The sequence below is a fragment of the Burkholderia sp. 572 genome (assembly GCF_040545135.1).
GTDB classification, from domain to species: domain Bacteria; phylum Pseudomonadota; class Gammaproteobacteria; order Burkholderiales; family Burkholderiaceae; genus Burkholderia; species Burkholderia cepacia.
Map to the genome: position 1 here is coordinate 42,614 of NZ_JBEPLH010000036.1, position 19,177 is coordinate 61,790.

Consider the following 19,177-nt stretch of genomic DNA (forward strand, 5'->3'; position numbering starts at 1 on the left):
GACCGCAATGACCCGCGTCCTCGACTACTTCAGCACGCTCGTGGCGGACGACGACAGCCTGCCCGTCACGGAAGCGGCGCTGTCGCTGGCGCAGGACGCCTATCCCGACCTCGACCTGCAGGGCACGCTGGCCGAACTCGACATGCTGGCGGCGCGGCTGCGCCGGCGGCTCGCCGACGACACGGACCTGAAGGGCCGCGTCGCCGCGCTGAACGACTTCTTCTTCCGCGAGCTCGGCTTCGCGTGCAATCACAACGATTACTACGACCCCGATAACAGCCACCTGAACGCCGTGCTGAAGCGGCGGCGCGGGATTCCGATCTCGCTGTCGGTGCTGTACCTGGAGCTTGCCGAGCAGATCGGCGTGCCGGCGCGCGGCGTATCGTTCCCCGGCCATTTCCTGCTGCGCGTCACGCTGCCGGACGGCGACCTGATCATCGACCCGGCCAACGGCCATTCGCTGTCCGAAGCCGAGATGGTCGAGATGCTCGAGCCGTACGTCGCGCGTGCGGCCGGTGCGGTCGACAGCGCGTTGCGCGCACTGCTGCAGCCGGCGACGAGCCGCGAGATCATCGCGCGGATGCTGCGCAACCTGAAGACGATCTATCTTCAGACGGAGCGCTGGCAACGGCTGCTCGCGGTGCAGCAGCGGCTCGTGATCCTGCTGCCCGAGCATCTCGACGAAGTCCGCGACCGCGGTTTCGCGTATGCGCGGCTCGACTACCTGCGCCCCGCACTCGAGGATCTCGAGCAGTATCTCGGCGAGCGGCCGGACGCGGACGACGCGACCGTCGTCGAATCGCAAGTAACCGAGTTGCGGCAGCGGATGCAGCGCGACGGCGAGGACTGAGCCGCCGCCGTGCTGCCTGCCGGAACCGTGAATGACAAAACGCCCGCGATGCGGGCGTTTTTTTGTGCTTATTTCGGCTGCATCCGGATCGCGCCGTCGAGGCGGATCACTTCGCCGTTGAGCATCGGATTCTCGACGATCTGGCGCACCAGCAGCGCGTATTCGGCCGGTTTGCCGAGCCGCGGCGGGAACGGCACCATCGCGCCGAGCGCGTCCTGGACGTCCTGCGGCATGCCGAGCAGCATCGGCGTCTCGAACAGGCCGGGCGCGATCGTCATCACGCGGATGCCGTTGCGCGACAGGTCGCGCGCGATCGGCAGCGTCATGCCCGCGACGCCGGCTTTCGACGCCGCGTACGCGGCCTGGCCGATCTGCCCGTCGAATGCGGCGACCGACGCGGTGCTGACGATCACGCCGCGCTCGCCTTCCGCGGTCGGCGCGGTGGCGGCCATCGCGGCGGCCGCGAGCCGGATCATGTTGAACGTGCCAATGAGGTTCACGTTGATCGTCTTCGCGAACACGTCGAGCGGATGCGCGCCGTCCTTGCCGACGGTCTTCGCGGCGGGCGCGATGCCGGCGCAGTTCACGAGGCCGCGCAGCGTGCCCGCGCGCGTCGCTGCGTCGACGGCCGCCTGCGCGTCGGTCTCGCTCGACACGTCGCAGTGCACGAAGATGCCGCCCAGCTCGGCCGCGAGCGCGGTGCCTGCCGTGTCGTTCAGGTCGGCGAGCACGACCGTGCCGCCTGCTTGCGCGAGCATCCGCGCCGTGCCGGCACCGAGGCCGGATGCGCCGCCCGTGATCAGAAATACGTTGCCGCGAATTTCCATGACTGTCTCCGTGTCGACCGCCCTTGGCGCTTCAGCGCTTGGGGCGGTCCCATGCAAGGCGGTCGACCGCCGTTGGCGCTTCAGCACAAGTTGCGCTTCCGGGGCAATGCGGTTGCCTGATTCTTGCCCCGTGATCGGTTGAAATGCCGGCGCACCGGTAACACAGACGCCCGCACCCGGCCGATTGTACGGGGCTCCCTCACGCGGCGGCGATACCAGAACGGTCGTGCGAATTCCGCCCGGGCAAAAAAAAGCCGCCCGGAGCGGGCGGCTTGCGGGTGCGCGACGCGCTGCTTACTTCAGTGCGTCAAACGCGCGCTCGCGGATTTCCTCGACGGCGCCGAGGCCCGAGATCTTGCGATACTGCGGCGCCTTCAGGCCGTTTTCCTCGCCGCGCTGCGCCCAGTCGCCGTAGTACGTGATCAGCGGCTTGGTCTGCGCTTCGTACACTTCGAGACGCTTCTTGACGGTTTCTTCCTTGTCGTCGTCGCGCTGGATCAGCGGTTCGCCCGTCACGTCGTCATGGCCTTCGACCTTCGGCGGGTTGAACTTGACGTGGTACGTGCGGCCCGATGCCGGGTGCGTACGGCGGCCGCTCATGCGCTCGATGATTTCCGAGAACGGCACGTCGATCTCGAGCACGTAGTCGATCGCGACGCCCGCTTCCTTCATGGCGTCAGCCTGCGCGATCGTGCGCGGGAAGCCGTCGAACAGATAGCCGTTCGCGCAGTCGGCTTCCTTCAGGCGCTCCTTGACGAGGCCGATGATCAGCGCATCCGGAACGAGCTTGCCGGCGTCCATGTAGCCCTTCGCCTCGACGCCGAGCGGCGTGCCGGCCTTCACGGCCGCGCGCAGCATGTCGCCCGTCGAGATTTGCGGGATGCCGAACTTTTCCTTGATGAAGTTTGCCTGGGTGCCCTTTCCCGCGCCGGGCGCGCCCAACAGGATCAAACGCATGGTGATATCTCCAGTATGTAGATTCGTGTGGCGAGACGCGAAAAGCGCCGGCGACGGTGTGCGCGGCGCTTGCCTGGCGCGCGGCGGACCGGTCTGATGCGGCGCGTCGGGTTGGGCGACGCGCGACTGCCGGCAGGGCCACGGGCGGGGTCAAGCGAGGACGCGCTGGTCGCGGACGGCTCGCACAATCGCCTGATTATGCCACGGGTTATTTTGGTCCCGGCTGAAAAAGGGCCTGCACGCGTGCGAGATCGGCCGGCGTGTCGATGCCGGCTTCGGGCGCGGACTCGGTGATCAGCACCGCGATGCGCTCGCCGTGCCAGAGCGCGCGCAGCTGTTCGAGCTGCTCGGCCTGTTCGATCGGCGCCTGCGCAAGCGTCGGATACGTGCGCAGGAAACGCGCGCGATACGCATAGAGGCCGATGTGCCGATAGACCGGGAAAGCAGGCGCAGGCATGGCCGCGACGTCGGGCCAGTGCGGCTGGTACGTGTCCCGGCTCCATGGAATCGGCGCGCGCGAGAAGTACAGCGCGACGCTCTGCGCGTCGAGCGCGACCTTCACGACGTTCGGGTTGAACACGTCGGCCGCGTCGTGGATCGGGTGGGCGGCCGTCGCAATCGCGCACGCCGGATGCGCGGCGAGGTGCGACGCTACGTCGCGCACGAGTACGGGGTCGATCAGCGGCTCGTCGCCCTGAACGTTGACGACGACGGTGTCGTCGCTCCACCCGAACGTCGCCGCGACTTCCGCGAGACGGTCGGTGCCGGACGGATGGTCGGCGCGTGTCAGCACCGCTTCGAAGCCGTGATCGCGCGCGGCATCGAGCACGCTCTGCGCGTCGGACGCGACGAGCACCTGCTGCGCGCCCGCTTCACGTGCACGCTCGGCGACGCGCACGACCATCGGCTTGCCGCCGAGATCGGCGAGCGGCTTGTTCGGGAGCCGCGTCGACGCGAGCCGGGCGGGAATGACGGCGATGAAGGGTTGCGGGTGAGTCATCGGGGCGGGCGGTGAAGAGAACGGAGCGGGCGGCGCGTCAGGCGCGGGTCGCCCGGAGGGTTCGGCGCCCTGGCCGCGGACGGGCCGCGGCTAGGGCTGGGTCGGGCTGGCTCGGGCGGCTTAGCGGCCGGCCGGGTCGACCGGCGTGCCTTCGACGGTCTGGCGCGCTTCGTCGACCAGCATCACGGGGATGCCGTCGCGGATCGGGTAGGCGAGCTTGTCCGCGTTGCAGATCAGCTCCTGCGCGGCACGGTCATAGTGGAGCGGGCCTTTGCAGATAGGGCACACAATGATTTCAAGCAGGCGAGCGTCCACGGAGTTTCTCCACAACGAGGGCAATGAGGCGAGGGTCGAGCGCGGCTTCGACGGGGACGACCCACAGTCGAGCGTCGCGCCAGGAAGCGCCCAATTTTACTGCATCCTTCTCGGTGATCAGGATCGCGTCGACGGCGTCGTCGACGAACGGATTGTCGGCGAACGCATAGTGATCGGGCAGCGCGCGCGTCGCGGGCGCGAGACCGGCCGCGCGCAGCGTCGCGAAGAAGCGTTCCGGCGCGCCGATGCCGGCCGCGGCGAGGACGCGCTCGTTCGCGAATTGCGACAGCGGGCGGCGCAGCGCCGGCTGGTCGAGGTGCCACGCGGCGCCCGGTGTGAGCGCGAGCGAATAGGTGTCGGGCCACGGCGGCAGCGCGCCGCTGTACGGATCGTTGACGAGCGTCGCGTCGCGGTGCCGCGACAGCGGCTCGCGCAACGGCCCGGCCGGCAGCAGGAAACCGTTGCCGCCGAGCCGGTGGTCGAACACGACGAGCTCGACCGTGCGCGCGAGGCGGTAGTGCTGGAGGCCGTCGTCGCTGACGATCACGTCGACGTCCGGATGCGCGGCGCGCAGCGCCTGCGCGGCCGCGACACGATCCGGGCAGACCCAGACCGGCGCACCGGTGCGGCGTGCGATCAGGAGCGGCTCGTCGCCGCCCGCGCCGGCGCGAGACGCGGCCGTGACGGCGGTCGGCGCCTTCACGTTCGCGCCGTAGCCGCGCGACACGATGCCGGGTGTGAAGCCGGCTGCCCGCAACGCGTCGACGAGCGCGATCACGGTCGGCGTCTTGCCGGTGCCGCCGACGGTCACGTTGCCGACCACGACGACGGGCACGCCGACGTCGACCGGCTTCTTCCAGCCCTGCGCGTAGGCGGTGCGCCGCAGCGCCGCGCACAGGCCGAACACGCACGCGAACGGCGTGAGTGCCCACGCGAGCGCGCCGCGGCGCTGCCATTCGCGCGTCAGGCGCGCTTCGAGCCGGGCGAGCGGGCCGTCGGGCGCGCTCATCGGGCCGGGCGCGGCAGGTCGTGCGCCGCGGCGTGGGACGGATTCGTCAAGGCGGATTCTCCGTTGGGCGGCGCATGCCGCGGGGTCTGCGGAAGGCGGCACTCTAGCGCGCCGCAGGCGGGCGCGGCAAGCCGACCGGCTGACGCAGCCCACGGGGCCGGATCGCGACGGCTTGTGGATAACTCTGTGAAGAACTCCCCGTTCGAATGAGTCAAACGCCCGCCGGGTGGGCCTCGAATCGGATGAGAATCGTTTCGAAAGTTTTAAAAATATATAAAAATCAATGTGTTATCGCAAATCGTCTGGATTTTTCCGCGGTTTTCAGGCGTTTCAAGCCGACGATTGCCAAAATGTGGACACCTTCCGCGCGTCACCGCGCCCGCACCCGGCGCTGGACGTCGCGCGCGTGTCGGACTATCGTGTCGCCGCCAGCATTCATCCGACCGTCCATGCCTTCCGACTCCCCATTTGCCGCGCCGGGCGCCACCCGCGGCGGCGACGAAGTGATACCCGTTTCGGCGCTCAATCGCGCGATTTCGACGATGCTCGAGCGCTCGTTTCCGCTGCTGTGGATTTCGGGCGAAGTGTCGAATTTCACGCGCGCCGCGAGCGGCCACTGGTATTTCTCGATCAAGGACCAGCAGGCGCAGATGCGCTGCGTGATGTTCCGCGGCCGCGCGCAATACGCGGAATTCACGCCGCGCGAAGGCGACCGGATCGAGGTACGCGCGGTCGTGACGATGTACGAGCCGCGCGGCGAAGTGCAGCTCAACGTCGAGGCCGTGCGGCGCACGGGCCAGGGGCGTCTGTACGAGGCATTCCTGCGGCTGAAGGCGCAGCTCGAGGGCGAGGGGCTCTTCGCCCCCGAGCGCAAGCGGCCGCTGCCGGCCCACCCGCGCGCGATCGGCATCGTCACGTCGCTGCAGGCCGCCGCGCTGCGCGACGTGCTGACCACGCTCGCGCGCCGCGCGCCGCACATTCCGGTGATCGTCTATCCGGCGCCCGTGCAGGGCGCGGGCTCGGCGGAAAAGCTCGTCGCGGCCGTCGAGACCGCGAATGCGCGCCGCGAGGTCGACGTGCTGCTGGTCTGTCGCGGCGGCGGCTCGATCGAGGATCTGTGGTCGTTCAACGACGAGGCGCTGGCGCGCGCGATCGCGGCGAGCGAACTGCCGGTCGTGAGCGGCGTCGGGCACGAGACCGATTTCACGATCGCGGACTTCGCGGCCGACCTGCGCGCGCCGACGCCCACCGGCGCCGCCGAGCTCGCGAGCCCGCAGCGCGCACTGCTGCTGCGCGAGGTCGGCGAGCGCCAGCGTGCGCTCGCACGCGGCATGGAACGCCGGCTGGAGCAGCGCGCGCAGCAGCTCGACTGGCTCGCGCGCCGGCTGGTGAGCCCGGCCGAGCGGCTGCAGCGGCAGCGCACGCATGTCGAGCAGCTCGCCGTGCGGCTGGCGTCGGCGGCGTCGCGGCCGGTGCGCGACGCGCGCGCGCGGTTCGCGCTCGCGCAGTTGCGCTGGCAGCGCGCGCGCCCCGATCCGTCGCAGGCGCGCCAGGCACTCGCGGGGCTGTCGCAACGTCTTGCGCTCGCATTGCAGCGCCGTCACGAACGCGACACGGCTCGCGTGTCGGCCTGTGCGGCAAGGCTCGAGGTGTTGAGCCCGCAGCGCACGCTCGAGCGCGGTTATGCGGCGCTGATCGATGCGCAGACGGGCCGCGCGGTGCGCACGCCGAACGCATTGAAGCCGCAGCGCCGCCTGACCGTGCATCTCGCCGAAGGCTCGGCCGACGTGTCGCTCGCCGACGTGCAGCCGCGCCTCGCCGATACGATCTGACGTGAGCGGCGCACGCGCCGCGACCGGGAAAAACGCGCGGGAACGGAGGTTGCGCGGTATCGGCTCGTCCCTGTGGACGATGCGCGAACATCGCTTTTCCGCATACCGCGGATAAATGGCCCGTGAGTTTGCGGGGTTATTCGGTCTCGCCTACAATCGGACGCTCGGCAGCATTCAACACAAGCCCCCCTACATACTCAACGAAGGAATCGCCATGGCTCATACGCTCCCGCCGCTCCCGTACGCTGAAGACGCACTCGCGCCGACCATCTCGCTCGAGACGATCCAGTACCACTACGGCAAGCACCATCAGGCTTATGTGACGAACCTGAACAATCTGATCCCGGGCACGGAATTCGAAAACCTGTCGCTGGAAGAGATCGTGAAGAAGTCGTCGGGCGGCATCTTCAACAACGCCGCGCAAATCTGGAACCACACGTTCTTCTGGAACAGCCTGTCGCCGAACGGCGGCGGCGCACCGACGGGCGCGCTGGGCGATGCGATCAACGCGAAGTGGGGTTCGTACGACGCATTCAAGGAAGCGTTCACGAAGGCCGCGGTCGGCACGTTCGGTTCGGGCTGGGCATGGCTCGTGAAGAAGGCTGACGGTTCGCTCGACATCGTGTCGACGAGCAACGCAGCGACCCCGCTGACGACGGCCGACAAGGCACTGCTGACGATCGACGTGTGGGAACACGCGTACTACATCGACTACCGCAACGCACGTCCGAAGTTCGTCGAAGCGTTCTGGAACATCGTGAACTGGGACTTCGCAGCGAAGAACTTCGCGTAAGGTCCGGCACCTGCGCGCCGTCACGGCGCGCGGTACCCAGCAGAAAAGCCCTCGTTTCGAGGGCTTTTTTGTTTTTGCCGCGGCGGAACGTGCCGCGCGTGCCCAATCAGGCGAGGAGGCCGAGCCCCCAGCCGAGCGCCGCGCTCGCGATCACGACGGCCCATGGCGGCACGCGCCAGAACACCAGCGCGACGAATGCGACGAGTGCCGCGGCCAGGTCGCGCGGCGCCATGATCGTGTCGGTCCAGACCGGGTGATAGAGCGCCGCGAGCAGCAGCCCGACGACGGCCGCGTTCACGCCCGCGAGCGCGGCCTGCATCCGCGTGCTGCGGCGCAGGCGCTCCCAGAACGGCGCGGTGCCGGCCACCAGCAGGAACGACGGCGCGAAGATCGACACCAGCGCGATCGTGCCGCCGAGCCAGCCGGTCGGCGCCTGGCGCAGCGACGCGCCGAGGAAGGCCGAGAACGTGAACAGCGGCCCCGGCACGGCCTGCGCGACGCCGTAACCGGCCAGGAACGCCGCATCGCCGACCCAGCCGGGCGCGACCACGGCCGCCTGCAGCAGCGGCAGCACCACGTGGCCGCCGCCGAACACGAGCGCGCCCGTACGGAAGAACGCATCGACGACGGCAAGCGTATCGGAGCGCAGCGCGCGGGCTGCGAACGGCAGTACGACGAGGAGCGCGGCGAACAGCGCGAGCCACAGCGCGCCCGCGCGCGGCGACACGTGCAGCGGCAACGGATCGTGGGTGCCGCGCGCCGGCTGCGGCAGCAGCACGAGGCCGGCCAATCCGGCCGCGACGATCACGGCAACTTGCGTCCACGCGGCCGGCGCGAGCAGCGCGACGCTGGCGGCCGCGGCCATCAGCGTGACGCGGCGCGCATCCGGGCACAGCGTGCGTGCCATGCCCCACACGGCCTGCGCGATCACGGCGACCGACACGATGCGCAGCCCGTGCAATGCACCGGCTTCGATCGGCGCGCCCGTCGCGTGCACGCCGAGCGCGAACAGCATCATCAGCAGCGCCGACGGCAGCGTGAAGCCGAGCCACGCGGCGAACATCCCCGCGTAGCCGGCGCGCGCGAGGCCGATCGCCATCCCGACCTGGCTGCTCGCAGGGCCCGGCAGGAACTGGCACAGCCCGACGAGATCCGCGTAGGTGCGCTCGGTGAGCCAGGCGCGCCGCGTGACGAACTCGGTGCGGAAGTAGCCGAGATGCGCGACCGGGCCGCCAAACGACGTGAGGCCGAGCCGCAGGAATGCGATGAACACCGGCCACGGATGGCGGGAGGGAGCGGAGGCGGTCGACGTGCTCAAGGCGGGGCGGATGGATGAACGGACGAGCCGCCACGATAGCGCAACGCGGCGACGGCGGGGTGGCCGCGTGACGGCGCTGCCGCGGCTCAGCGCATGCCGTCGGGCAGCCCGCTCGCGCGCCGCAGCGCGTCGACGTCGACGAGCTCGATTTCACCGACGTGCAGCCGCACGACGCCGTCGGCCTGCAGCGCCTTCAGCAACTGGTTGGTGGTCTGCCGCGTCAGCGACAGCATCGCCGCGAGCTTTTCCTGCGACAGCCGGACGCGGGTGCGGCCGGCGCTGATCCCGCCGTAGCCGTCGGCGATCATCAGCAGGCGGGCGGCGAGCCGCTGCGCGGCCGGCATCACGCTCATCGACTCGACGGTCAGGAAGCTCAGGCGCAGCTTCTGCGCCATCAGCAGCGCGAATTGCCGCCAGTATTGCGGCGTCGCGTCGAGGATCGCGAGCAGCGCGGCCTGCGGGACGTGCAGCAGCAGCGCGTCGTCGAGCGCGATCGCGTCGTGCGTGCGCGGCTGGCCGTCGAACAGCGCGATTTCGCCGAACCACGTGACGGGCTCGGCGACCGTCAGCAGCGCCTCCTTGCCCTGCGGGTCGACCGCACCTATCGTGAGTGAACCGGCCAGTACCGCGTACAGCCCGCACGGCGGGTCGCCGCGCCGGAACAGCGCATGGCCGGCCGGCAGCCGGCGCAGCGCCGCGCGGGCGAGCAGGTCCGCGCGCAACGCGGGCGGCAGCGCGGCGAACCACGGGTTCGCTTCGATCTGCGGCAGGTACGGGGCGAGCGAAGAGGGCATGGGCACGCGATGTCGGGTAGCTGACAGAGGTTCTCGGGCGTGACGCGCATCATAGCGCTCAACCACCGACCAGGAGACGCGATGAAGACGCTCGAAGACCATCTTTCCCAATATGCGGCCTACCACCGCGACGCGCGCAACATCGCGACGCATCTGGTCGGGATCCCGATGATCGTATTCGCGGTCGAGGTGCTGCTGTCGCGGCCGGCGCTCGGGATGCCGGCCGGCGTCGCGCTGTCGCCGGCGCTGCTGCTCGCCGTCGCGTTCGCGGTGTTCTACCTGCGTCTCGACCTGCGGTTCGGGATCGTGATGACCGCGCTGTTCGCGCTGGGCCTGTGGGCCGCGCAGGCGCTCGCGTTGCTGCCGACCGCGCAATGGCTCGCGATCGGCATCGGCGCGTTCGTCGTCGGCTGGATCGTCCAGTTCGTCGGGCACTGGTTCGAAGGGCGCAAGCCCGCCTTCGTCGACGATCTGGTCGGCCTGATGGTCGGGCCGCTGTTCGTCGTCGCCGAGGTCGCGTTCTTCGCGGGACTGCGCGGCGAAGTGCGCCGCGAAGTCGAGCGGCGGGCCGGCCCCGTGCACGGCGGCGCGCATTCGCATGTCTGACGCACCGGTCTGCGTATTCGGCGCGGGCGCCGTCGGCTGCTATCTTGGCGGACGGCTCACGGCGGCCGGCGCGAAGGTGACGCTCGTCGGCCGCGCACGGATCGGCGATGCGATTCGTCGGCACGGGCTGACGCTGACCGACCGGCGCGGCTATCGCGCGACGCTCGCCCCGGCCGATGTCGTGTTCACGACCGATCCGGCTGCTGCGGCGACCGCGCGGCTCGTGCTCGTGGCGGTGAAATCGGCCGCGACGCGTGAGGCCGCGGCGCAGCTTGCCGGCGTGCTGAGGCCCGGCACGGTCGTGATCAGCTTCCAGAACGGCCTGCACAATGCCGACGTGCTGCGCGAGGCGCTGCCGCAAGCAACCGTGCTGGCCGGCATGGTGCCGTTCAACGTGATCGAGCGCGAGCCCGGCGCGTTTCACCAGGGCTCGGCCGGCGCGCTTGCGGCCGACGCGTCTCCCGCGCTGCAGCCGTTTGCCGACGCATTCGCGCGCGCCGGGCTGCCGCTCGAACTGCATCGCGACATGCGGGCCGTGCAGTGGGCGAAGCTGCTGCTCAACCTGAACAACGCGGTCAATGCGCTCGCGAACCTGCCGCTGCGCGACGAACTCGCGCAACGTGCGTACCGGCGCTGCGTCGCGCTCGCGCAGCGCGAAGCGCTGCACTGCCTGGCGCTGGCCGCGATCCGGCCTGCGCGGTTGACGCCGTTGCCGGCCGCGTGGATCCCGGCCGTGCTCGACTTGCCCGATTTCGCGTTCCGCGTGCTCGGTGGCCGGATGCTCGCGATCGACCCGCTCGCGCGTTCGTCGATGTCGGACGATCTCGCGGCGCAGCGTGCGACGGAAGTCGAGTGGATCAACGGCGAGGTCGTGCGGCTGGCCGCGCGCGTCGGCGCGCAGGCGCCCGTCAATGCGCGACTGTGCGCGCTCGTGCATGACGCGGAACGTGCGGCGGCGCGCCCGGCCTGGCGCGGCGACGTGCTGTGGGCCGAGTTGACCGCGCAGGCGGTGCGCGCGGGCGATGTGCGGGCCGCGTAGGGGCCGCGCAAGCCGACGCGCGGGGCGTGGGGGCCGCACGGCAGGTGCTGCGGCCAAGATGCGGGGTGCGTCATACGACGCTTATGCGGAGCTGTCACCATGGTGGATCGCCCGACTCTCGATGCGTACGACGCCCATGCCGCGCAATACGCGCAGGACTGGCTCGACCAGGCCGCGCCAGACGACATGTACGCGCTGCTGGAGCAGCATTTCTCGCCGGGGCCGACCGCGGACGTCGGCTGCGGAGCCGGGCGCGATACGGCCTGGCTCGCGTCGCGCGGCTTCGACGTGCGCGGCTACGACGCGAGCGTCGCACTGCTCGACGAGGCGCGGCGCCGCCATCCGGACCTCACCTTCGAGCTGGCCGCACTGCCGGCGCTGGCCAGCGTGCCGTCCGGCGCGTTTCGCAACGTGCTGTGCGAAACGGTCGTGATGCATCTCGAACAGGCGGACGCGGCGGCGGCCGCCGCGCGGCTGGCCGAGCTCCTGATGCCGGGCGGCACGTTGTACATGAGCTGGCGGGTGGCCGGCAACGGCGCGTTGCGCGACGAGCGCGGCCGCCTTTACACGCCGCTCGATTCGGCGCGGATGCGGGCGGCGCTCGGCGCGGGCACGCAGGTGATCGACGAGCACGAGGTCGTCAGCGCATCGTCCGGCAAGCGCGTGCACCGGCTGATCGCGCGCAAGGCCGCCGCCGCGTGAGCGCGGCGCGGCGGCGCGCTCATTCGCGGTTGAGTGCCGCTTCCCAGTTGATGTCGACGCACAGCACCTGCATGCCGGTCGCGACCGGCGCGGCGATCGACGCGGTCACGCACAGGTGCGCCTCGTTGATCGACAGGTAGGGGGACGTCAGGTGCACGTGGCCCGGCGCGCGCATCGCGTCGATGAAGTACGGGCGCCGTTCCCAGCTCGCGCCTTCCGAGTGCAGCAGCGGCCGGAAGCGCTTGGCGCGCTGCGATACGCTGCCGCGCGCGAGCACGTTGTCGCCGATCTGGCGCCCCGATGCGTCGAGCAGGAAACACCGGGCGGTCTCGGGCAGCCCGAGTACGACGGCCGCCGCGTCGGTGAGCGGCTCGCCCGCGCCGAGCTTCCGGCTCGCTTCCTCGAGCGCCGCGACGTACGGTGCGAGCCGTTCCGCCTGCGTGCGCTCGCGTTGCGCGACGCGCAGCCGCAATGCGGCCGACAGCGTATCCATGCAGCCCGCGGCGGCCTGCGGTTGCACCGGTTCGACGCTCGGCCCCGCGAAATACTGGCCCTGCACGAAATCGACGTCGCACTCGAGTGCGATCAGCGCGTCGCGTTCGGTCGCGAGCCCGCCCATCAGCACGAGCTGGCCGGATTCGTGCAGCAGCGACACGAGCCCCGGCAGCACGCGTTCGAGATGCGAGTGCTCGCTTGCCTGCGCGAGGATGCCGCGATCGAGCGTGACGATGTCGGGATGCAGGTGCCACACGCGGTCGATGTTCGAATGCTTCGCGCCGAACCCGACCAGCGCGATCAGGAAGCCGGCCTTGCGCAGCCCGTCGACGATCGCCGCATAGCGCGGCGTTTCGCCGCCCGCCTGCTCGGGCACTTCGAGCACCACGCGATGCGGCGGCAGCCCGAGCGCCTTCAGATTCGCGAGCAGGGCGTCGCTGTAGACGGTGTCCATCAGCGCGGCCGGATGCAGGCTCAGGAAGAGCCATTCGTCATGACTGTCGAACGCGTGGAAGTTGCCGAGATGCAGCGATTCGGCGAGCCGGCCGAGCTCGAGCAGGTCGCCGCGCCGCGCCGCCTGCGTGAACACCTCGTGTGACGCCACCTGGCGGCTGTCCTCGTCGTGCGCACGCAGCGACGCGTGATAGCCGATCGCGCGGCGGTGCGACACCGAGAAAACGGGCTGGAACACGCTGAACACGGTGTAGCCGCCGTACAGCACGGTGCGCCGGTTCCCGTCGTCGCCGGCGACGGGGCGGGGCGGCTGAAAGCCGGGGGGATCGATTTCGATCATGCTCATGATGTCGGCCGAAGGAAGACTGCCAGTTTACCTAGAGAATAGGCGAGCAAGAAGCGTGCACGGCATCGTACCCCGTGCGGCGGCGCGTCGCGGCCGGGCCGTCGGTCATCGCCGGCGCATCGAACGGCCCGCGCTGCACCGCAATGGTGCGCGCCGACCCGGTTCGGCGCGCGCCGCGCGTCACGCGCGCTCGGACGGGTCGGTCTTGCGCGCGGTGCTGCGGATCTCGGGCGCGAGCTGCGCGAAGATCCACGCGGAAGCGGCCGTGATGATCCCGACGCAGATGAACGTCGCATGGAATGCCGGCAGCGTGTTGCTCGGCGTCACGGTGCGCAGCATGCCCGTGAACGTCGCGAGCAGCGCCCCCGCGACCGTGACGCCGAGGCTCATCGACAGCATCTGCACGAGCGAGAACAGGCTGTTGCCGCTGCTCGCGCCGCCCGTGCCGAGATCCTTGAGCGTCAGCGTGTTCATCGCGGTGAACTGCATCGAGTTGAAGCCGCCGAACAGCGCGAGATGCACGACCTTCACCCAGACCGGCACCGTGTCGCGCATCAGCGCGAAGCTCGCCATCATCACGCCGACCATGATCGTGTTCACGAGCAGCACCTTGCGATAGCCGTAGCGCGTGATCAGGCGCGTGATGATCCGCTTCGAGAACATCCCGGCCGCCGCCACCGGCAGCATCATCAGCCCGGCCTCGAACGCCGAGTAGCCGAGGCTCACCTGCAGCAGCAGCGGGATCAGGTACGGCATCGCGCCGCTGCCGATCCGCGCGAACAGGTTGCCGAGCAGCCCGACGCTGAACGTGTGGATCCTGAACAGCTCGAGCGAGAAGATCGGCTGCGGCGCGCGCACCGCATACAGGCCATACGCGACGAAGCACGCAAGGCTCAGGATCAGCAGCACGAGCACGGCCGCGTGCTGCATGCCGAGATCGGCGAGCCCGTCGAGCGACAGCGAGATCGCGACCATGCCGATCGTCAGCAGCAGATAGCCTTTCAGGTCGAAGCGGCCGACGGCCGGGTTGCGCGAATCGGGCATCGAATAGAAGGTCGCGATGCAGCCCGCGACGCCGACCGGCACGTTGATCAGGAAGATCCAGTGCCACGACGCGATCTTCACGAGCCAGCCGCCGAGCGTCGGCCCGATCAGCGGGCCGATCAGGCCGGGAATCGCGACGAACGACAGCGCGGACAGGTAGCGTTCGGCCGGGAACGTGCGCAGCACCGCGAGTCGCCCGACCGGCAGCAGCATCGCGCCGCCGACCCCCTGTACGACGCGGAACGCGACGAGTTGCTGCAGCGTATGCGCGTTCGCGCACAGCAGCGAGCCGAGCGAGAACACCAGGATCGCGCTGAAGAACACGCGCCGCGTGCCGAAGGTGTCGGCGAGCCAGCCCGACACGGGGATCATCACCGCCATCGTCAGCGAGTACGCGATCACCACCGACTGCATGCGCAGCGGCGATTCGCCGAGGCTCGCGGCCATCGACGGCAGCGCCGTGTTGACGATCGTCGAGTCGAGCGTCTGCATGAAGAAGCCCGTTGCGACGAGCCAGAGCATCAGGGTGAGGTTCTTTTCGCCGGGAGCGGCGGCAGGCGGGCGCTGGAACATGGGGGCGGGGCGGTGGTGCGGGACAGCCGACATTGTAGGGAAAGCCGTCGCGCCGTGCAGGTTCGGCGCAAGGGCGGCGCGAAGTCCGGCCGGCGGGCGCCTGTCCTCGTCGAGCGACCGGTACAGTTCAGCCGAAAGTGTTTGCCGCCGTATCTGTCCGTGTGCTGCCGCTGTCCGAAATACTGGTGCCATCGGACCCGTGCGACCAGGAGGCTGCCATGCGCGAACTGCGACTTTACGTGATCGAAGGCGACGAGCCGGCCGGTCGGTGGCGGATCGTCGATCGCACCGCACTGGAGGTGGCCGACGGCGAGGTCTGGGTGACGATCGAGGGCCGGATCGACGATCACTGGCTCGGCGCCGGCGATTCGCTGACGCTCACGCCCGGCATGCGCGTCTGGGTCAGCGCGGGGGCGCACGGCGCGACGTTCGCGTTCGGTCCGCTCGACGCGCCCGCCGTGCGCGCCGCGCAGGCGTGGTGGTGGCCGCTCGTCGCATGGCGCGACGGCCGGCGTCACGCGCCCGCATCGCTGCCGACGTAGCCTCCCGGCGCTGGCGGACCGGCTTGCGTCCAGGATTGCTCGCGACGGTCGCGAATTCTAGACTCGATCCTGTCTCCCCCAAGGCTCGTCCCCCCATGACACCCGAACTCGCGTTGACGCATCTGTGGCGGCTCGCACACGGCGACCCCGACGCGCCGGCACGCGCGACCGTGACGGGGCAGGACCCGACGCTGCCGTCGACCTTCCGGGTCGGCACGCTGGCCGCGGCGACGATCGCGGCAGCCGGGCTCGCGGCGGCCGAATGCCATCGGCTTCGCACGGGCGTTGCGCAAACCGTCGACGTATCGGTGCGCGACGCGCTCGTCGCGTTCCGCAGCGAACGCTATCTGCGCGTGGACGACGGCCCGCCGCCGGAGTTGCGTCATCCGGTGACGGGCTTCTACGAGACGCGCGACGGGCGCTGGATCCAGTTGCACGCAAACTTTCCGCATCACCTGCAGGGGATGCTCGGCGTGCTCGGCTGCGGCGCGAAGCGGGACGACGTCGCCGCGGCGATCCGCACGCGGGACGGCGCAGCACTCGACACCGCGCTGGCCGAGGCCGGGCTGTGCGCCGCATTGATCAGAACGCCTGACGAGTGGTCGGCGCACGAGCAGGCGCGTGCGATCGCCTCGCTGCCGCTGTTCGAGATCGAGCGGATCGGCGATGCCCCCGTCGAGCCGATCGGCGGGGGCGACGCCGGCCAGCCGCTTGCCGGTGTGCGCGTGCTCGATCTCACGCGGATCATCGCGGGGCCGGTCGCGGGCCGCACGCTGGCGTCGCACGACGCGCAGACACTGCTCGTCAACGGCCCGCACCTGCCGAACATCGCGCCGCTCGTGATCGACAACGGGCGTGGCAAGCGTTCGACGTGGATCGACCTGCGCGACGACGCGGGCGTCGATACGCTGCACGCGCTCGCACGCGATGCGGATGTGTTCCTGCAGTCGTACCGGCCCGGTGCGCTCGCGGCGCGCGGCTTCGGACCGCTCGCGCTGGCGGCGCGGCGGCCCGGCATCGTGTGCGTGTCGATATCCGCGTACGGGCATGCGGGGCCGTGGGCGCAGCGGCGCGGCTTCGACAGCCTCGTGCAGTCGGCGAGCGGGATCGCGTGGCAGGAACAGCAGGCCGCGCACGCGAACGCGCCGCGCCACCTGCCGTGCCAGGCGCTCGATCATGCAACGGGTTATCTCGCGGCGTTCGGCGCGATGATCGCGCTCGCGCGCCGGGCACGCGAAGGGGGAAGCTGGCACGTGCGACTGTCGCTCGCGCAGACGGGCCGCTGGCTGCAGTCGTTCGGTATCGTGCCGGACGGCCTGCAGGCACCCGATTTCGCGCGCGCCGACGTACGCGACCGGATCGAGCGCATCGCGTCGCCGTTCGGCATGCTCGACGCGGTGCGGCCCGCCGAGCGGTTATCGGTGACACCGCCGTCGCTTGCGCGCCCGTCCGTGCCGCCCGGCACCGACGATGCGCGCTGGCTGTAAGCGCCGGCGGCGCGGCCCGCGTTACTTGCGCAGTTCGACGACGAAGTCGTAGTAGTCGTTGCGGCAGTAGGTATCGGTCAGTTCGATCGCGCGCTGGTCCGACGTATAGCCGATTCGTGTGATCAGCAGCAGCGCGTCGTGCGGTGCGATGCCCATCTGCTCGGCGATCTCGTCGGTCGCGTTGACCGCGCGGAAATGCTGCAACGCGCGCACGATCGGCGTGCCGCGCGCTTCGAGATAGCTGTACAGCGAATCGCCGATTGCCTGCGGATCGGGGATCAGCGTCGCGGGAAACGTCGAATTCTCGACGGCCATCACGATGCCGTCGGCGAGGCGCAGGCGTTTCAGGCGCGTGACCGATGCGGCCGGCGACAGCCCGAGCTGGATCACTTCGTCGCGATTCGCCGGCTGGATCTCGCGTGCGAGCCATTGCGAGCTCGGCTTGAAGCCGCGCCGTTCGAGCATTTCGCTGAAGCTCGACAGCCGCGACAGCGGATCCTCGTAGCGCGGCTGGATGAAATTGCCGGCACCCTGCGTGCGGCGAATCAGGCCTTGCTCGACGAGCAGCGCGATCGCCTTGCGCGCGGTGATGCGCGATACGCCCAGTGCATCGGACAGCACGCGCTCGGAGGGCAATGCCTCACCGGCTGTCCAGCGGTTGTCGTGGATCGCGTCGCCGAGCTTGCGGGCGAGCTGCAGGTAGAGCGGCGTGTCGTTGTCGGGGTCGGGGCGCAGGTCCTGCCAGCGGTCGTCCGTGGATGCCTTCATGGAGTGGGTATCGATCAGGTTGCGGCCATTCTAAGTCATCGCGTGGCGCCGTTATAGCCGGTTTTTGCCGTGCAATAGGTGAATTGCGCGCCGATTGACTACACTGATGCGTCGTATTCCATGCCTGGGTCGCGGCGCGCGGCCATGAATCCGCAACGAGGAACGCATGACAGACACGATCGCCACGGTCGTCCTGCCGGACGGCGAGACGATTCCGAAGCTTGGCCTGGGCACGTGGGAGATGGGCGAGCGGCCGGCCCGGCGCGCGGACGAGATCGCCGCGCTGCGCGAAGGCGTCGCGCTCGGAATGACGCTGGTCGACACGGCCGAGATGTACGGCGACGGCGCGACCGAGGAACTGGTCGGCGAGGCGCTCGCGGGCCTGCGCGACGACGTGTTCCTCGTCAGCAAGGTCTATCCGCATCATGCGAGCCGGCGCGGCGTCGTTGCCGCGTGCGATGCGAGCCTCAAGCGCCTGCGTACCGATCGCCTCGACCTGTATCTGCTGCACTGGCGCGGCTCGGTGCCGCTCGATGAAACGGTCGAAGGCTTCGAAGCGCTGCAGCGCGCGGGCAAGATCCGTCACTGGGGTGTCAGCAACTTCGATACGGCCGACATGGCCGAGCTCGTCGATGAAGCCGGCGGCGGCGCGTGCGCGACCAACCAGATCCTCTACAACATCGCGCGGCGCGGCCCGGAATTCGACCTGCTGCCATGGCTTGCCGGGCACGGGATGCCGGCGATGGCCTACAGCCCGGTCGATCATGGACGGCTGCCGAAGCGCTCGCCGCTCGACGAGATCGCACGGCAGCGCGGGGTGTCGGTGATGCGCGTCGCGCTCGCGTGGGTGCTCGCGCAGCCGGGGGTTTTCGCGATCCCGAAGGCGTCGCGCATCGAGCACGTGCGCGACAACCGGGCCGCGCTCGATTTCATGTTCAGCGACGACGAGCGCGCGCAGCTTGACGCGTACTTCCGTCCGCCACGCAGCAAGCGCGCGCTCGAGATGCTCTGACGACGCCCGGCCGGGCAACGCTGCAGGTCAGTGGTTGCCTCCGGAGGATCCGCCGTTGCCGTGACCGCCGCCATTGCCGTTCCCGCTGCCATGGCCATTGCCGACACCGTTGGCCCCGCCATTGCCGGCGCCGCCGCTGCCGTTTCCATTGCCGTTGCCACCGCCATTGCCGTGGCCACCGTTGCCACCGTCGCCATGGCCACCGCCATCGCCGCTGCCATGGCCACCGCCGTTGCCGTGACCGCCGCCATCGCCGCTGCCATGGCCACCGCCGTTGCCGTGACCGCCGCCATCGCCGCTGCCATGGCCACCGCCGTTGCCGTGACCGCCGCCATCGCCGTGCCCCGCCGTTGCCGTGACCGCCGCCATCGCCGTTGCCATGGCCACCGCCGTTGCCGTGACCACCGCCATCGCC

General features: G+C 70.0%; 20 protein-coding genes. 9 read left to right on the top strand and 11 right to left on the bottom strand.

The genetic code is table 11. The features are described from left to right. The first annotated feature begins 7 nt into the window (after positions 1–7). Positions 8–850 carry a SirB1 family protein gene (locus ABIC51_RS38120; RefSeq protein ID WP_027789283.1) on the top strand — a complete coding sequence of 281 codons (843 nt, stop codon included), beginning with the start codon at positions 8–10 and terminating at the stop codon, positions 848–850. Positions 851–918: 68 nt separating this feature from the next. On the opposite strand, the gene ABIC51_RS38125 is transcribed toward ABIC51_RS38120, so the two are convergent. The 5 genes from ABIC51_RS38125 to lpxK form a co-directional block, all read right to left on the bottom strand. Beyond that, the gene (locus tag ABIC51_RS38125; protein WP_060372141.1) at positions 919–1,677 is read right to left on the bottom strand and encodes a 3-hydroxyacyl-CoA dehydrogenase; all 759 of its coding nucleotides are present in this window, start codon (positions 1,675–1,677) and stop codon (positions 919–921) included. Positions 1,678–1,971: 294 nt separating this feature from the next. Beyond that, positions 1,972–2,634 (bottom strand): adenylate kinase, encoded by a 663-nt coding sequence (gene adk, locus ABIC51_RS38130; RefSeq protein ID WP_021162571.1) that lies wholly within the window; start codon positions 2,632–2,634, stop codon positions 1,972–1,974. A gap of 208 nt (positions 2,635–2,842) precedes the next feature. Continuing rightward, positions 2,843–3,634: a 3-deoxy-manno-octulosonate cytidylyltransferase gene (gene kdsB, locus ABIC51_RS38135; RefSeq protein ID WP_175861864.1), complete on the bottom strand. Its 792-nt coding sequence runs from the start codon at positions 3,632–3,634 to the stop codon at positions 2,843–2,845. 120 nt (positions 3,635–3,754) lie between these two features. Continuing rightward, on the bottom strand, positions 3,755–3,949 hold the full coding sequence (locus ABIC51_RS38140; RefSeq protein ID WP_006482216.1) for a Trm112 family protein: 195 nt from the start codon (positions 3,947–3,949) through the stop codon (positions 3,755–3,757). Beyond that, complete coding sequence (gene lpxK, locus ABIC51_RS38145; protein WP_059623902.1) at positions 3,930–4,958, bottom strand: tetraacyldisaccharide 4'-kinase; 1,029 nt, start codon at positions 4,956–4,958, stop codon at positions 3,930–3,932. The genes ABIC51_RS38140 and lpxK overlap by 20 nt, the downstream gene beginning before the upstream one ends. Before the next feature lie 449 nt (positions 4,959–5,407). Between lpxK and xseA the strand changes: the two genes are divergently transcribed. Together xseA and sodB are read left to right on the top strand one after the other, a co-directional pair. Beyond that, entirely contained in the window at positions 5,408–6,790 is a 1,383-nt protein-coding gene (xseA, locus tag ABIC51_RS38150; protein WP_059688532.1) for an exodeoxyribonuclease VII large subunit, read from the top strand. A 214-nt stretch (positions 6,791–7,004) separates the two neighbouring features. Beyond that, a complete protein-coding gene (gene sodB, locus ABIC51_RS38155) occupies positions 7,005–7,583 on the top strand; it encodes a superoxide dismutase [Fe] (protein ID WP_011352986.1) in 579 nt (192 codons plus the stop codon). A gap of 106 nt (positions 7,584–7,689) precedes the next feature. Here the strand turns inward: sodB and chrA are convergent, their stop codons facing one another. Continuing rightward, entirely contained in the window at positions 7,690–8,901 is a 1,212-nt protein-coding gene (gene chrA, locus ABIC51_RS38160; protein WP_091924542.1) for a chromate efflux transporter, read from the bottom strand. 86 nt (positions 8,902–8,987) lie between these two features. After that, the gene (locus ABIC51_RS38165) at positions 8,988–9,695 is read right to left on the bottom strand and encodes a Crp/Fnr family transcriptional regulator (RefSeq protein ID WP_146253552.1); all 708 of its coding nucleotides are present in this window, start codon (positions 9,693–9,695) and stop codon (positions 8,988–8,990) included. An 81-nt stretch (positions 9,696–9,776) separates the two neighbouring features. Here ABIC51_RS38165 and ABIC51_RS38170 point away from each other — a divergent pair, with 81 nt between their 5' ends. The 3 genes from ABIC51_RS38170 (at position 9,777) to ABIC51_RS38180 (ending at position 12,042) form a co-directional block, all read left to right on the top strand. Continuing rightward, entirely contained in the window at positions 9,777–10,301 is a 525-nt protein-coding gene (locus ABIC51_RS38170) for an Mpo1 family 2-hydroxy fatty acid dioxygenase (RefSeq protein ID WP_059692590.1), read from the top strand. Continuing rightward, a complete protein-coding gene (locus tag ABIC51_RS38175) occupies positions 10,294–11,340 on the top strand; it encodes a 2-dehydropantoate 2-reductase (protein ID WP_175898210.1) in 1,047 nt (348 codons plus the stop codon). The genes ABIC51_RS38170 and ABIC51_RS38175 overlap by 8 nt, the downstream gene beginning before the upstream one ends. A gap of 99 nt (positions 11,341–11,439) precedes the next feature. Then, a complete protein-coding gene (locus ABIC51_RS38180; protein ID WP_146253553.1) occupies positions 11,440–12,042 on the top strand; it encodes a class I SAM-dependent methyltransferase in 603 nt (200 codons plus the stop codon). 19 nt (positions 12,043–12,061) lie between these two features. Here the strand turns inward: ABIC51_RS38180 and ABIC51_RS38185 are convergent, their stop codons facing one another. Next, positions 12,062–13,336: an EAL domain-containing protein gene (locus ABIC51_RS38185; protein WP_027789293.1), complete on the bottom strand. Its 1,275-nt coding sequence runs from the start codon at positions 13,334–13,336 to the stop codon at positions 12,062–12,064. Positions 13,337–13,516: 180 nt separating this feature from the next. After that, entirely contained in the window at positions 13,517–14,953 is a 1,437-nt protein-coding gene (gene mdtD / locus ABIC51_RS38190) for a multidrug transporter subunit MdtD (RefSeq protein ID WP_027789294.1), read from the bottom strand. Positions 14,954–15,171: 218 nt separating this feature from the next. Between mdtD and ABIC51_RS38195 the strand changes: the two genes are divergently transcribed. Both ABIC51_RS38195 and ABIC51_RS38200 read left to right on the top strand, forming a co-directional pair. Beyond that, the gene (locus ABIC51_RS38195) at positions 15,172–15,495 is read left to right on the top strand and encodes a DUF2917 domain-containing protein (protein WP_027789295.1); all 324 of its coding nucleotides are present in this window, start codon (positions 15,172–15,174) and stop codon (positions 15,493–15,495) included. A gap of 95 nt (positions 15,496–15,590) precedes the next feature. Then, the gene (locus tag ABIC51_RS38200) at positions 15,591–16,982 is read left to right on the top strand and encodes a CoA transferase (protein ID WP_226127841.1); all 1,392 of its coding nucleotides are present in this window, start codon (positions 15,591–15,593) and stop codon (positions 16,980–16,982) included. A gap of 21 nt (positions 16,983–17,003) precedes the next feature. On the opposite strand, the gene ABIC51_RS38205 is transcribed toward ABIC51_RS38200, so the two are convergent. Next, positions 17,004–17,750 (bottom strand): GntR family transcriptional regulator, encoded by a 747-nt coding sequence (locus tag ABIC51_RS38205; protein WP_027789297.1) that lies wholly within the window; start codon positions 17,748–17,750, stop codon positions 17,004–17,006. Between the two features lie 166 nt (positions 17,751–17,916). On the opposite strand from ABIC51_RS38205, the gene ABIC51_RS38210 reads away from it, so the two are divergent. Further along, complete coding sequence (locus ABIC51_RS38210; protein ID WP_027789298.1) at positions 17,917–18,762, top strand: aldo/keto reductase; 846 nt, start codon at positions 17,917–17,919, stop codon at positions 18,760–18,762. Between the two features lie 27 nt (positions 18,763–18,789). Here ABIC51_RS38210 and ABIC51_RS38215 read toward each other — a convergent pair. Continuing rightward, positions 18,790–19,177: hypothetical protein (locus ABIC51_RS38215; RefSeq protein ID WP_354007010.1), on the bottom strand; the 388-nt coding region annotated here is incomplete at its 5' end.

Excerpts from the sequence above, each read along its gene's own strand:
- kdsB (WP_175861864.1), bottom strand. The coding sequence starts at position 3,634 with ATGACTCACCCGCAACCCTTCATCGCCGTCATTCCCGCCCGGCTCGCG.
- adk (WP_021162571.1), bottom strand. The coding sequence starts at position 2,634 with ATGCGTTTGATCCTGTTGGGCGCGCCCGGCGCGGGAAAGGGCACCCAG.
- ABIC51_RS38165 (WP_146253552.1), bottom strand. The coding sequence starts at position 9,695 with ATGCCCTCTTCGCTCGCCCCGTACCTGCCGCAGATCGAAGCGAACCCG.
- ABIC51_RS38170 (WP_059692590.1), top strand. The coding sequence starts at position 9,777 with ATGAAGACGCTCGAAGACCATCTTTCCCAATATGCGGCCTACCACCGC.
- ABIC51_RS38175 (WP_175898210.1), top strand. The coding sequence starts at position 10,294 with ATGTCTGACGCACCGGTCTGCGTATTCGGCGCGGGCGCCGTCGGCTGC.
- ABIC51_RS38210 (WP_027789298.1), top strand. The coding sequence starts at position 17,917 with ATGACAGACACGATCGCCACGGTCGTCCTGCCGGACGGCGAGACGATT.
- xseA (WP_059688532.1), top strand. The coding sequence starts at position 5,408 with ATGCCTTCCGACTCCCCATTTGCCGCGCCGGGCGCCACCCGCGGCGGC.
- ABIC51_RS38195 (WP_027789295.1), top strand. The coding sequence starts at position 15,172 with ATGCGCGAACTGCGACTTTACGTGATCGAAGGCGACGAGCCGGCCGGT.
- ABIC51_RS38180 (WP_146253553.1), top strand. The coding sequence starts at position 11,440 with ATGGTGGATCGCCCGACTCTCGATGCGTACGACGCCCATGCCGCGCAA.
- ABIC51_RS38120 (WP_027789283.1), top strand. The coding sequence starts at position 8 with ATGACCCGCGTCCTCGACTACTTCAGCACGCTCGTGGCGGACGACGAC.
- ABIC51_RS38125 (WP_060372141.1), bottom strand. The coding sequence starts at position 1,677 with ATGGAAATTCGCGGCAACGTATTTCTGATCACGGGCGGCGCATCCGGC.
- ABIC51_RS38185 (WP_027789293.1), bottom strand. The coding sequence starts at position 13,336 with ATGAGCATGATCGAAATCGATCCCCCCGGCTTTCAGCCGCCCCGCCCC.
- ABIC51_RS38200 (WP_226127841.1), top strand. The coding sequence starts at position 15,591 with ATGACACCCGAACTCGCGTTGACGCATCTGTGGCGGCTCGCACACGGC.
- lpxK (WP_059623902.1), bottom strand. The coding sequence starts at position 4,958 with ATGAGCGCGCCCGACGGCCCGCTCGCCCGGCTCGAAGCGCGCCTGACG.
- mdtD (WP_027789294.1), bottom strand. The coding sequence starts at position 14,953 with ATGTTCCAGCGCCCGCCTGCCGCCGCTCCCGGCGAAAAGAACCTCACC.
- sodB (WP_011352986.1), top strand. The coding sequence starts at position 7,005 with ATGGCTCATACGCTCCCGCCGCTCCCGTACGCTGAAGACGCACTCGCG.
- ABIC51_RS38205 (WP_027789297.1), bottom strand. The coding sequence starts at position 17,750 with ATGAAGGCATCCACGGACGACCGCTGGCAGGACCTGCGCCCCGACCCC.